The organism is Streptomyces sp. NPDC017529 (assembly GCF_044329785.1).
In the GTDB taxonomy this organism is placed as follows: domain Bacteria; phylum Actinomycetota; class Actinomycetes; order Streptomycetales; family Streptomycetaceae; genus Streptomyces.
Genome location: NZ_JBIRJY010000012.1, coordinates 146828 through 159474 on the forward strand (window position 1 = coordinate 146828; position 12647 = coordinate 159474).

Here is a 12647-nt window from a genome sequence, read left to right on the forward strand (position 1 = left end):
GGAACTCCGCCGCCTCTCCTCAGCCCTCCTCGCCCGCCACCACCGGCCGGGCCCGCTCCACGATCGCGCGCAGGCCGAGCGTGGGGGGCAGGGTGCCGAACGTGGCGCCGTGGTCGGTGCCCAGGCGCGAGCCGCAGAACGCGTCGGCGACCCCGGGCGGCGCGTAGCGTACGAGCAGTGCGCCCTGGAGGACCAGCGCCATCCGCTCCGCCAGCCGCCGGGCGCGGGCTTCGACGCCCTCCAGGTCGGCCAGTTCGGTCAGCAGGTCCTTGACCGCTGCGTCCAGGCGGTGGTCGGCGCCGCGGGCCGTGCCGATCTCCGTCAGGAACGCGTGCAGCGCCGCCGGCTCGCGGCGCAGCGCCCGCAGCACGTCCAGGGCCTGGACGCTGCCCGACCCCTCCCAGACGGAGTTGAGCGGCGACTCGCGCAGCAGCCGCGGCATGCCGGACTCCTCCACGTACCCGTTGCCGCCCAGGCACTCCAGCGCCTCGGCCGCCACCGGCGTGCAGCGCTTGGTCACCCAGTACTTGGCGGCCGGGACCGCCAGCCGCAGGAACGCGCGCTCCTGCTCGGTGTCCGCGTCGTACGCCGCCGCCAGCCGCAGCGCCAGCGCCGTCGCCGCCTCCGACTCCAGCGCCAGGTCGGCCAGCACGTTGCGCATCAGCGGCTGGTCGGCGAGCGGCCTGCCGAACGCCCGCCGGTACGCGGTGTGGTGCAGCGCCTGCGCCACCGCCTGCCGCATGACCGCCGCCGACCCCGTCACGCAGTCCAGCCGGGTCGCCGCGACCATCTCGATGATCGTCGCCACCCCGCGCCCCTCGTCGCCGACCCGCCGCGCCCAGGTCGTACCGTCGAACTCGACCTCCGCCGAGGCGTTCGAACGGTTCCCCAGCTTGTCCTTGAGCCGCTGGATACGGAAGGAGTTGCGGCTGCCGTCCGGCAGCACCCGCGGCAGCAGGAAGCAGGTCAGCCCGCCCTGCCCGCCGTCGTCCACGGGCGCGTCCCCCGGCGTCCGGGCCAGCACCAGGAAGGCGTCCGACATCGGCGCCGAACAGAACCACTTGTGCCCGGTCAGCACGTACTCGCCGTCGCCCGCCAGCGGCTCGGCACGCGTCGTGATCGCCCGTACGTCGCTGCCGCCCTGCTTCTCCGTCATCGCCATCCCGGCGAGCGCGCCCGGCTTCTGCGCCACCGGCCGCAGCCCCGGCTCGTACACCGGCGACGTCAGCAGCGGCTCCCACTCCGCCGCCAGCTCCGGGTCGGCCCGCAGCGCGGGCACCGCCGCGTGCGTCATCGACAGCGGGCAGCCGTGGCCCGCCTCGGCCTGCGTCCACACCAGGAACCCCGCCGTACGCCGTACGTGCCCGGCCGGCCGCGACCAGGCGCCGGTGAGCCCCGACGAGACGGCGTGCCCCAGCAGCCGGTGCCACGACGGGTGGAACTCCACCTCGTCCACCCGGTGGCCGTAGCGGTCGTGTGTACGCAGGACGGGTGGATGGCCGTCGGCCTGCTCCCCCCAGCGCTGCGCGTGCGCGGAGCCCGCCGCGCGGCCCAGCTCGCCCAGTTCGGTGCGTGCCTCGTCCAGGAAGGCGGGCGGAACATGCCGTTCCACGCCCTCGGTGAGCGCCGCGTCCGCCGCGAAGACGTCGTACCCGACCAGCGGCGGAGGCTGGTTCGTGACCGTGTGAGTGGTGGCTGCCATGGCAGCTACGGTAAGGAGGTGCAGCCAGTGAAAGAAGCAGCGCAGCGGCCGTCCGGCCGTCTGCACAGGGCCCGGGTCCTGTACCGCAACGTCTCCAAACGCCGCCTCGCCTGGCTGCTGCTGAAGGACACCGTCAACTCCTGCATGGAGTACCGCGTCACCGGGCTCGCCGCCGAGGCCGCGTTCTTCTGCCTGCTGTCGCTGCCGCCGCTGCTCCTCGGCTTCATCGGACTGCTCGGCTACATGGAACCCTGGATCGGCCAGGAGACCATCGACCACATCCGCGAGAACATCCTCGCCGCGTCCGACACGCTGCTCTCCAGCAAAGGCGTCAACGAGATCGCCCGGCCGCTGCTCGACGACGTCTTCACCGGCCGCCGCCCGGACGTCATCTCGCTCGGCTTCGCCATCGCCCTGTGGTCCGGCTCCCGCGCGCTGAACGTCTTCGTCGACACGATCACCATCATGTACGGCCTGGACGGCCGCCGCGGCATCGTCAGGACCCGGCTGCTGGCCTTCGCGCTCTACCTGGCCGCGCTGGTCGTCGGCGCCGTCGCGCTGCCGCTGATGGTGGCGGGGCCCGACACCGTCGTCAGCTGGCTGCCGGCGAGCGAGAACGTCATCCGCGTCCTGTACTGGCCGGTCGTCCTGATCCTGTCCGTCGCCTTCCTCACCACGCTCTACCACGCGTCCGTACCGGTGCGTTCACCCTGGCGCGAGGACATCCCCGGCGCGGTCGTCGCGCTCGCCATGTGGCTGCTGGGCAGCCTGCTCCTGCGCGTCTACCTCACCCAGACCGTCGAGGGCCCCACCATCTACGGCTCGCTCGCGGCCCCGGTCGCCGTCCTCCTGTGGATCGGCGTCTCCGCCTTCGCGGTCCTGGTGGGCGCGGCCATGAACGCCGCCATCGACCGGGTGTGGCCGTCGGTCGCCACCGCCGCGGGCCGCGCCGAAAAGGAACGCCGCACCCGCGAGGCGGCCGCGGCCCGGCCCCCCGCCCCCGCCGACGCGCCGGACCCGTACGACGAGGACGAGGACGACGAGGACGACGAAACCGAGGACGACGACACCCCACCCCCGTCCGAGTACCCCGAACGCTGGACCCACCACCTGCCCCCACCCGACATACGGGCCCGCCTCCACACGTACGCCAAGCGGCACCGGCGTCACTGACGGCCGGCCCCGGAAAACCGGGACGGCGGGCCACCCGCCGTCCCGGTTTTCCGGCTGCTCACCCGTGGCCCTCCGGGTGGCGACGCAGGTAGACGTTGCAGTCGGTCACGGTGGCCAGGGGCAGATTCGTCCTTGAGGGTGCGCGGGGTACACGAGTTACTTCCTGTGGTTGCAGGTGCCGGCATTTCCCGAAGCGCTGCGGCGGAAGGCCGGGGCAGGGTGCCGGGTACGGTTCCTGCTCGGTGACCCGGAGGGAGAGGTCACACGGGGCCGGGAAAGTGCGGAGAACGTGACGCTGACGGTCTCCACCCGCATCCGCACCACGCTGGAGCAACTGGACCGCATGGGGCAGGTGGACGGTCTGGAAGTTCGGTTCAGCGAAAGCACGTGCCGGCGTAGGGCGCGTTCTGGTTCGGGGAGGAATGCCGGCTCGGGGCGGGCCCATGGGGTGAATTCGGGTGGCCGGGGTGCGGGTGGACCGGCGAGCGGGGGCGCGGTGGTGGCAGCCGTGTTGCAAGGTGCATTCCGGGAGCTGATTCCCTGCCACCTTTTCCGGGAGAGCCGTGCACCCTTTTTCTCTTTGCGCGCCGCTGCTCGCCGCTCTCCTGATTATCGTGGGCGGCTCTCCAGGCGGCGCGTACGCCACCGCACCGCTCACCGACCCGCGACCGGCCACGGTGGGCGCGCCCGTGCCGAGCGGTGGGCCGGTGCCGTACGGCGGGACCGTCCGGTGCTCCGTGCCCGGTGACTGTCTTCCGGCGGTGGTGACGGTCGCTCCGGGGCCCGGTGCCGGACGCGCGCGTCCCGCGCTCCCCGTGACCGGGGGCGGCACCGGGATGACGGTTGCCGCGCTGGGCGCGGTGCTGGTCATCGTGGGTGCGGTGACGGCGGCCGTGGGGCGGGACCTGCGGAACAGGCGGCGGCGGGCGGCGGGGAGCGGGCGCGCGAAGGACTGACGGGGGGCGCGGGCCCCCGGCCGCGTACTGATGATCATGGATGCGGCGTCACGGGGCACACGGTGATCAGCGCGGCCGTTCCCGTGCCGCGGAAGCGAAGGAGCACCGATCGTGGCCGCACCCGTGAGAAGTGACTACTCCTCAGCTCGTCGCCGCACCTACCCGATGTGGCGGACGCTGTTCGTCCTGGCCGTCGTCAGCGCCCTCGCCTGCGGCGTCTACCTCGCCCTCCGGCAGTTGGTGCGGTGGGCGGTGCAGAACCCGGAGGCGGCCACCGTCACGGCCTGCGCCGTGCTCCCGGCCGCCCTGGTCCTCCTCGTGGTGGCCATCCGGGGCATGCCGCGGATGCGCGAACTGCGGCGCGCGGCCCGGGAGGGGAAGGCGGAGGCGGAGGCGGAGGCAGCCAGGGCGGCGGTGCGGGGGGAAGCGGCTCTGGCCGCCGTGGACGCTGCTGTGGCCCCGGCCGCCGCGGACGAGCCCGCGCCCCTGGCCGCCGTCTGGAGCGTCGAAGACTTCCTCGCCATGGACGCGGACGCCTTCGAGCAGGCGATAGCCCACCTCTGCGAACGGGACGGCTGCCGGGACGTGAAGGTCGTCGGCGGCGCGGGGGACTTGGGCGCGGACATTCTGGCCACCACGTCCGACGGCCGCCGCATCATCATCCAGTGCAAGCGGTACTGCGCGACGAACAAGGTCGGCTCCCAGGACGTGCAGCGCTTCGGCGGCACGTGCTACACGGTGCACGAGGCCGACATCGCGGCCGTGGTCACCACGAGCGCCTTCACCGAGCCCGCCACCGACTACGCCGGCACCTGCGGCATCCGCTGCTTCGACGGGGACAAGCTGATGGCCTGGTCGAACGGCGCCGGGCCGGCGCCCTGGGCGTGACGCGCGCCCGTGACGGCAGGGCCTAGACGCCACTGCTCGTCTTGTGGCCTCGGTTGTCGCAGGGCAGGGCGGCTCCGGGGCGTCGGCGGCAGCGGCGCCGGAATCGCGGGTTCCGCTCAGGTGAGCGGGACCTGTCGGTACCGGCCCGCCGTGTGCAGGTCGGCCTCGATGCGTGCCGCGGCCGCCCTGAGTGCGGGCAGCAGGGCGTCGCGGTCCTCGGTGGGGGAGCGGTGGCCGGCGTGGGTGGAGACGTTGACCGCGGCGACGACCCGGCCGTCCCGGTCGCGGACGGGGGCGGCGATCGAGCGCAGGCCCTCCTCCAGTTCCTCGTCCACCAGGGCGTAGCCGTCCTCGTGGACCTGTTCGAGGAGGGCCGCGAGGCGGTCGGCGGACGTGACGGTGTGCCGGGTGAGCGGGGCGAGCGTGGTGCGGGCGAGGTGTGCCGCGCGTTCGGCCGGTGGCAGGTCCGCCAGCAGGACCCGACCCATGGAGGTCGGGTAGGCCGGGAAGCGGGTGCCCACGGTGATGTTGACGCTCATGATCCGTACGGTGGGGACCCGGGCCACGTACTGGATGTCCGTGCCGGACAGCACCGCCATCGAGGCGGAGTCGTGCACCTGCTCCACCAGGGTGGCCAGGTGGGGCTGGGCGATCTCGGGGAGCGTCAGGCCCGACAGCGGGGCGAAGCCCAGTTCCAGCACCTTCGGCGTGGGGCGGAAGAGCCGGCCGTCCGAGGCGAGGTAGCCGAGGTGTTCGAGGGTGAGCAGGGCGCGGCGGGCGGTGGCGCGGGCCAGGCCGGTGGCCTCTGCCACGGCGGTCAGGGGCAGTGCCGCCCGGCCGGTGCCGAACGCGGTGAGCGTGAGCAGACCGCGGGCCAGCGATTCCACGAACTCCGGTCCCAGTTCCCGCTTGGCGGCGCGCATCCAGGAGGCGTGCCGGGGAGCGGTGGGTGCGGTGACGGGCGGGGCCGGGGCGGCGAGGGCCTGTTCCATTCGGGCGACGGTCTCGCGTAGTCGGGGGAGTGCGGCGGCGGGCAGGTCCCCGGGGGCCAGCCGGCTGGTGTGGCTGACCACGCTCACCACGCAGGCCGGGCGGTCCACGGCGTCGCGTACGGGCATGGCGACGGCGACCAGGCCCGGTTCGATCAGCTGGTCGTCCAGTGACCAGCCGGCGGTACGGGCCGCTTCGGCCCGGGAGGCGAAGTCCGTGGCGGGGTCCGTGCCGGAGCCGTCTCCCCGGCGCGGCGGGACCGCGGGGAACCCGGCGTCCGTGGGGTCCGCCGCGTGCCGTTCCCGCCAGCGCCGCCAGGCGTCCTCGTCCCAGTCGGCGGCGAACAGCGCGCCGGCCGCGCCGCGTTCGGCGGGCAGCAGGTCGCCGATGCGGAACGCGAGCGACATCGCGCGCCGCCGGGTCGTCTGGTGGACGAAGCGCACCCCGTCGCCGTCCGGCACGGCGAGGGAGACCGACTCGTCGAGCGCGTCGGCGAGCCGCTCGGCGTACGGGCCGAGCCGGTCGGGCAGTTCGCAGGCGGCCAGGTAGGCGTTGCCGAGTTCCAGGAGGCCGGGCGCGAGCACCGCGTCCCGGCCCTCGGTGCGTACGTGGCCGAGGCGGGCGAGGGTGCTCAGGACGCGGTCGACGGTGGAGCGCGCCAGCCCGGTCGCGCGGACGAGGTCGCCGACGGCCTGGCGTCCGCCGCCGGCGCTCAGCACACGCAGCACGGACAGGCCGCGCAGCAGCGGCCCCACGGCTTCCCGGGGCGGCGGCGCGTCGGTGGCGGGGTGCGTCATGGGCTCTCCACGGTGCGGAAATCTCGTCGGAACCGTACCCGCTGACCCGTTGACAGGTCTGGGAGAGGGGCTCAAACTCGGGGCACATTAGTTATGAACTTAGGTTCACCAGGCGAACGACGTGAGTGGACAAGGCGGGCGAGGACATGGCCGACATCCGTTCCCTGCACGACGCCGTGCGGGACCTGGTCCACGACGGGGACACCGTCGCGCTGGAGGGCTTCACCCACCTGATCCCGTTCGCCGCGGCGCACGAGATCATCCGGCAGGGCGTCACCGGCCTGACGCTGGTCCGGATGACCCCGGACCTGGTCTACGACCAACTGATCGGCGCGGGCGCCGCACGCAAACTGGTCTTCTCCTGGGGCGGCAACCCCGGCGTCGGCTCGCTGCACCGCTTCCGCGACGCGGTCGAGAACGGCTGGCCGCACCCGCTGGAACTGGACGAGCACAGCCACGCGGGCATGGCCAACCGCTACGTCGCCGGCGCGTCGAAGCTGCCGTTCGCGGTGCTGCGCGGCTACCGCGGCAGCGGCCTGCCCGCCCGTACGGGCACGATCTCCACCGTCACCTGCCCGTTCACCGGCGAGGAGCTGGCCGCCGTGGCCGCCCTCAACCCGGACGTCACGGTCGTCCACGCCCAGCAGGCCGACCGGGACGGCAACGTGCAGCTGTGGGGCCTGACCGGAGTGCAGAAGGAAGCGGTGCTGGCCGCGGCGCGGGTGCTGGTCACCGTCGAGGAGATCGTCGAAGGGGCCCTGGAGCCCCGGCCGGGCTCGGTGGTGCTGCCCGGGTGGGTGATCGACGCGGTCGCGGAGGTGCCCGGCGGCGCCCACCCCTCGTACGCGGCCGGCTATTCGGTCCGCGACAACGACTTCTACCAGGCGTGGGACGCCGTCTCCCGCGACCGGGAGGCCTTCTCGCGGTGGATCGACGAGCACGTGCGGACATCGACGAGCGCGTGAGGAATGGGACCGATGGGCGCTACGGAGGACGCCGCGCGCTGCGGCCGCGACGAGCTGATGGAGGTCAACGCGGCCCGCGCGCTGGCCGGCGCGAAGAGCTGCTTCGTCGGCATCGGGCTGCCCAGCACGGCCGCCAACCTGGCGCGCCGCACCGTCAACCCGGGCCTGGTCCTGGTCTACGAGTCGGGCACCATCGGCTCCCGGCCGACGCGGCTGCCGCTGTCGATCGGCGACGGCGAACTGGCCGACACCGCCGACGCCGTGGTGTCCGTGCCCGAGATGTTCAACTACTGGCTCCAGGGCGGCCGGATCGGCGTCGGCTTCCTCGGGGCCGCCCAGCTCGACCGGTTCGCCAACATCAACACGACGGTCGTGGGCCGCGGCCCCGGCCGGCCCGAGGGGCGGCTGCCCGGTGCGGGCGGCGCCCCCGAGATCGCCGCGAACTGCGATGCGGTGCTCATCGTGCTGCGGCACACCCGCCGCAATCTCGTCCCGGCGCTCGATTTCGTCACCACCGTCGGCCACGGCGCGGGGCCCGGCGACCGCGCGGCGCTCGGCATGCGCGGCGCCGGACCCACCGCCGTCATCACCGACCTCGGCGTCCTGCGCCCCGACCCGGCCACCGCCGAACTCGTGCTGACCGCCGTGCACCCGGGCGTGACGCCCGGTCAGGTCCGTGCGGCCACCGGCTGGGACCTGCGCACGGCACCGGACCTCGCGACCACCCGGGCGCCGACCGACGCCGAACTGTCGGCCCTGCGCGCACTGAAAGCAGCCGGGGAGGAGGGGGGCGAGACGGCGTGAGCGCCGAGGCGCCCTGGGTATCCGGCGGCGGATCGGCGAGGCTGGCCCGTGCACCCGTGCACCCGTGCACCCGTGCGCCCGGACACCGCCAACCGCCCTGCCTCGTACGGAATCGGAGAACGCCACTCGCCCCGTACGGAGACGGAGAACACCGAAGGACCGCGGAAGACACCGAAGGCCCCACGTCTGGAGAAGCCCCGATGACTCCACCGAGCGCATCCGCCGCACCCGCGCCTCCCGCCCCGAACGCCCCCGCGGCCCCGGCCCCGCCCCCGCCGGGCCCCGAACCGCAGTCCGTCATCGACCGCGAGACCGCCGCGCTGCACACCGCCGCCGCCCGCGAGCGCGCGGCGGGCGGCCCCGAACGCGTGCACCCGGCCCGCGACTTCGCCCCGTACCGCAGCACCCGGCTCCGCCACCCCCGCCGGCCGCTCGCCGCGATCGACGTGCGGCGCGACCCGGAGGCCGTCGAACTGGCCGGGCCCGCCTTCGGCGGCACCGACGTCACCGCCCTCGACGCCGACCTGACCCGGCAGCACGCCGGCGAGCCGCTCGGCGAACGGATCACCGTCACCGGCCGGGTACGGGACCGCGCCGGACGCCCGGTGCGCGGCCAGCTCGTCGAGATCTGGCAGGCCAACGCCGCCGGCCGGTACGCACACCGGGCCGACCGGCACCCGGCGCCGCTCGACCCGAACTTCACCGGCGCCGGCCGCTGCCTGACCGACGACGAGGGCCGCTACGCGTTCACCACCGTCAGGCCCGGCGCCTACCCGTGGCGCAACCACGACAACGCCTGGCGCCCGGCCCACATCCACTTCTCGCTGTTCGGCACCGCCTTCACCCAGCGGCTCGTCACCCAGATGTACTTCCCGGGCGACCCGCTCTTCCCGTACGACCCGATCCTCGCCTCGTGCACCGACCCGCGGGCCCGTGAGCGGCTGGTCTGCGCGTACGACCCGGGGCTCACCCGGCCGGAGTTCTCGCTCGGCTACCGCTGGGACATCGTGCTGGACGGACCGGCCGCCACCTGGACCGAGGAGGGCCCCCGATGACCGGGCTGCCGCACGACGGCGTACCGCAGCAGCCCGCCGCGGCGCAGGAGGCGGAGGGGGCGCCGGCTCCCACGCCGTCCCAGACCATCGGCCCGTTCTTCGGCTACGCGCTGCCGTTCACCGGCGGCGGGCAGATGGCCCCGGCCGGGCACACCGGCACGCTGACCCTGCACGGCCGCGTCCTGGACGGCGCGGGCGAGCCGGTGCCGGACGCGCTGCTGGAGTTCTGGCAGGCCAGTCCGGACGGGAGCCTGCGCGGCGTGCCGGGGTCGATGCGCCGCGACCCGGTGACCGGCACGGACGCCGGCCGCAACGGCGTGGACTTCACCGGCTTCGGCCGGGTCCCCACCGACGCCGACGGCCGCTACGTGCTGCGCACGCTGCCCGCCACGGCCCCGGCGGGCCGGCCGGACGCGGCGCCGTACATCGCGGTGTGCGTCTTCGCCAGGGGGCTGCTGCACCACCTGTTCACCCGGGTCTACTTTCCCGGCGACGCGGCGGCCCACGCGGCCGACCCGCTGCTGTCCCGGCTCCCCGCGCACCGGGCGCGCACGCTGGTCGCGCGGGCCGACGGCGAGCGCCGGTACCGCTTCGACATCCGCCTCCAGGCCGCCACGCCGAGCGGCGCGGAGGAAGGCGGCGAGGAGTGCGAGGAGACGGTTTTCCTTGAGTTCCGCTGAGCCTCGCGCCGATGCCGCCGACATGGGCTTGCTGGCGCCCGTCCGGGCGGGCTCCGCCGTCGAGGCCGCCACCGGTGACGCCGCGTACGTACGCGCCCTGCTGGCCGCGGAAGCGGCCCTGACCCGCGCCCAAGCGGCGCTCGGCCTGGCACCGGCGGAGGCGGCCGAAGCGGTCACCGCAGCCGCCTCCGACCACGGCCGCCACGACGCCCGCGCGCTCGCGGGACGCGCCCGCGCCGGCGGCAACCCGGTGATCCCCCTGGTCGCCGACCTCACGTCCGCCGTGGCAGGGCGCGATGCCGCGGCGGCCGCGTACGTCCACCGCGGCGCCACCAGTCAGGACATCCTCGACACGGCCACCATGCTGGTCTGCGCACGCGCACTGGAAGCCGTCCTGGCCGATCTGGACGCCACCGCGGCCTCCCTGGGCCGTCTGGCGGCCGCACACCGGGACACCCCGATGGCGGGTCGCACGCTGACGCAGCACGCGGTGCCGACCACGTTCGGCCTCAAGGCCGCCGGGTGGCGCTCCCTCGTCCTGGACGCCCGGGACCGGCTCGCCGCCGTACGGGCCGCGCTGCCCGTGCAGTTGGGCGGCGCGGCGGGCACCCTCGCGGCGTTCCACGCGTACGCGGAAGCCGAGGCGGAGCCGGTGACGGCGGACGACCTCGGTCTCCGGCTGCTCGCCGCGTACGCCGAGGAGACCGGCCTCGCCGAGCCGGCCCTGCCCTGGCACACCCTGCGCACGCCCGTCGCCGACCTCGCGGGCGCCCTGGCGCACACGGCGGGCGCCCTCGGGAAGGTCGCCGCCGACGTGCTGGTCCTCTCCCGTACGGAGACCGGCGAACTCGCCGAGGGCAGCGGCGGCGGCTCCTCCGCCATGCCCCACAAGGCCAACCCGGTACGGGCGACGCTGATCGCGGCCGCGGCCCGGCAGGTACCGGCCCTGGCCGGGGTGCTGTACGGATCGCTGGCCGCCGAGGACGAACGGCCGGCCGGCGCCTGGCACGCGGAGTGGCAGCCGCTGCGGGACGCGCTGCGGCTGGCCGGCGGCGCGGCCGGGAACGCCGCCGAACTGGCCGCCGGGCTGCGGGCGCACCCGCGGCGGATGCGCGCGAACCTCGCCGCGACCGGCGGGCTGGTCGTCACCGAACGCCTGGCGGCCGTGCTCGGCGCCGTGCTCGGACGGGGTACCGCCAAGGACCTGCTCACCGAGGCGGCACGCCGGGCCGCGGCGGACGGCGGCGGCCTGGACGAGGCGCTGGGCCGGGCGCTGCGCGCGGCGCACCCCGCCGCCGCGGCGGCCTTCCCGGCGGAGCGGCTGCGGGAGCTGACCGACCCGGCCGCCTACCTGGGTGCGGCCGGAGCGCTCGTCGACCGCGCCCTGCGCCGTACCGCACAGAACCCGCAGGAGAACGCATGACCACACCGACCACCGGCCGCGGCTCCCACCCGGTCCCGCACCACCGTGAGGACGGCCCGGCAGGCGCGCCCCCGCTGCTCCTGGGGCCGTCCCTGGGCACCTCGCTCGCCGTATGGGATCCCCAACTCGACGTATTGGCGCGCCGGTTCCGCGTCATCCGCTGGGACCTGCCGGGACACGGCGGGACGCCGTACGACGTGCTCGCGGGCCGCACGGACGGGCCCTGCACCGTCGCCGGCCTCGGCGGGCTCGTGCTCGCGCTCGCCGACTCCCTCGGCATCGACCGGTTCGGGTACGCGGGCATCTCCCTGGGCGGCGCCGTCGGCGCCTGGCTCGCGGCCCGCCACCCCGAGCGCGTCGCGTCCCTCGCGCTGGTCTGCTCCTCGGCCCGCTTCGGCGAGCCCGCCGGGTGGCGGGAAAGGGCCGCCCTCGTACGGGAACAGGGCATCGGACCGGTCGCCGGCACCACCGCGGGCCGCTGGTTCACCCCGGCGTTCGCCGGCTCCCCGGCGGCGGACCGCCTCTTGGCCGGGCTACGGACCGTGGCTCCCGAGGGCTACGCGGCCTGCTGCGACGCGCTCGCCGCGTACGACCTGCGCGCGGAACTCGGCCGGATCGGCGCGCCCACCCTGGTCGTCGCGGGCCGCGCCGACCCCGCGACCCCGCCGGCACACGCCCGCGAACTCGCCGACGGCATCCCGGGCGCGAGCCTCACCGAACTGGCCGGCGCCGCCCACCTGGCCAACGCCGAACGGCCCGCGCCGGTGCTCGCCGCGCTCCTCGGCCACTTCGCGGCCCACCCGCCCGCGCACGACGGCGCCCCCGCCGACGACCACGCGCGGCGCGCCGCCGGCACGGCCGTCCGCCGCGCCGTCCTCGGCGACGTCCACGTCGACCGCGCGGCCGGCCGCACCACCGCCTTCACCGCCGTCTTCCAGGACTTCATCACCCGCTACGCGTGGGGAGAGATCTGGACGCGCCCGGGGCTGTCCCGGCACATCCGAAGCTGCGTGACGATCACCGCGCTGGTGGCCCGCGGCCACCACGACGAACTGGCCCTGCACCTGCGCGCAGCCCTGCGCAACGGGCTCACCGCCGAGGACATCCAGGAGGTCCTGTTGCAGTCGGCCGTCTACTGCGGCGTACCGGCGGCGAACTCCGCGTTCGCGCTGGCCGAGCGCGTCATCGCCGAACACCGGGAAGGGACGTGATCC

Annotated in this window: 10 protein-coding genes and 1 pseudogene; 9 read left to right on the forward strand and 2 right to left on the reverse strand. The window is 75.2% G+C overall.

Annotated features, from left to right (window positions below; translation table 11 throughout):
- Nucleotides 1–19: 19 nt before the first annotated feature.
- A complete protein-coding gene (locus ACH4K4_RS27330; RefSeq protein ID WP_398170854.1) occupies nucleotides 20–1702 on the reverse strand; it encodes an acyl-CoA dehydrogenase family protein in 1683 nt (560 codons plus the stop codon).
- A gap of 18 nt (nucleotides 1703–1720) precedes the next feature.
- Here ACH4K4_RS27330 and ACH4K4_RS27335 point away from each other — a divergent pair, with 18 nt between their 5' ends.
- From ACH4K4_RS27335 to ACH4K4_RS27345, 3 genes and pseudogenes are all read left to right on the forward strand, one after another.
- A complete protein-coding gene (locus ACH4K4_RS27335) occupies nucleotides 1721–2875 on the forward strand; it encodes a YihY/virulence factor BrkB family protein (protein WP_398170856.1) in 1155 nt (384 codons plus the stop codon).
- A 142-nt stretch (nucleotides 2876–3017) separates the two neighbouring features.
- Nucleotides 3018–3254 (forward strand): annotated as a pseudogene (locus ACH4K4_RS27340) (XRE family transcriptional regulator); the annotation flags it as partial.
- Between the two features lie 742 nt (nucleotides 3255–3996).
- Complete coding sequence (locus ACH4K4_RS27345) at nucleotides 3997–4719, forward strand: restriction endonuclease (protein ID WP_398171049.1); 723 nt, start codon at nucleotides 3997–3999, stop codon at nucleotides 4717–4719.
- A gap of 116 nt (nucleotides 4720–4835) precedes the next feature.
- On the opposite strand, the gene ACH4K4_RS27350 is transcribed toward ACH4K4_RS27345, so the two are convergent.
- Nucleotides 4836–6506 carry an IclR family transcriptional regulator C-terminal domain-containing protein gene (locus tag ACH4K4_RS27350; protein WP_398170858.1) on the reverse strand — a complete coding sequence of 557 codons (1671 nt, stop codon included), beginning with the start codon at nucleotides 6504–6506 and terminating at the stop codon, nucleotides 4836–4838.
- Nucleotides 6507–6652: 146 nt separating this feature from the next.
- Between ACH4K4_RS27350 and ACH4K4_RS27355 the strand changes: the two genes are divergently transcribed.
- From ACH4K4_RS27355 to pcaD, 6 genes are all read left to right on the forward strand, one after another.
- Nucleotides 6653–7471 carry a CoA transferase subunit A gene (locus ACH4K4_RS27355; RefSeq protein ID WP_398170860.1) on the forward strand — a complete coding sequence of 273 codons (819 nt, stop codon included), beginning with the start codon at nucleotides 6653–6655 and terminating at the stop codon, nucleotides 7469–7471.
- 12 nt (nucleotides 7472–7483) lie between these two features.
- Nucleotides 7484–8275, forward strand: a complete 792-nt coding sequence (locus ACH4K4_RS27360) for a CoA-transferase subunit beta (RefSeq protein WP_398170862.1) — start codon at nucleotides 7484–7486, stop codon at nucleotides 8273–8275.
- Between the two features lie 200 nt (nucleotides 8276–8475).
- The gene (gene pcaH / locus ACH4K4_RS27365; RefSeq protein ID WP_398170864.1) at nucleotides 8476–9330 is read left to right on the forward strand and encodes a protocatechuate 3,4-dioxygenase subunit beta; all 855 of its coding nucleotides are present in this window, start codon (nucleotides 8476–8478) and stop codon (nucleotides 9328–9330) included.
- The gene (gene pcaG, locus ACH4K4_RS27370) at nucleotides 9327–10010 is read left to right on the forward strand and encodes a protocatechuate 3,4-dioxygenase subunit alpha (protein ID WP_398170866.1); all 684 of its coding nucleotides are present in this window, start codon (nucleotides 9327–9329) and stop codon (nucleotides 10008–10010) included. The genes pcaH and pcaG overlap by 4 nt, the downstream gene beginning before the upstream one ends.
- A 22-nt stretch (nucleotides 10011–10032) precedes the next feature.
- Nucleotides 10033–11433: a 3-carboxy-cis,cis-muconate cycloisomerase gene (pcaB, locus tag ACH4K4_RS27375; protein WP_398171051.1), complete on the forward strand. Its 1401-nt coding sequence runs from the start codon at nucleotides 10033–10035 to the stop codon at nucleotides 11431–11433.
- A complete protein-coding gene (pcaD, locus tag ACH4K4_RS27380; protein WP_398170868.1) occupies nucleotides 11430–12644 on the forward strand; it encodes a 3-oxoadipate enol-lactonase in 1215 nt (404 codons plus the stop codon). Before pcaB ends, pcaD begins: the two co-directional genes overlap by 4 nt.
- Nucleotides 12645–12647 lie beyond the last annotated feature (3 nt).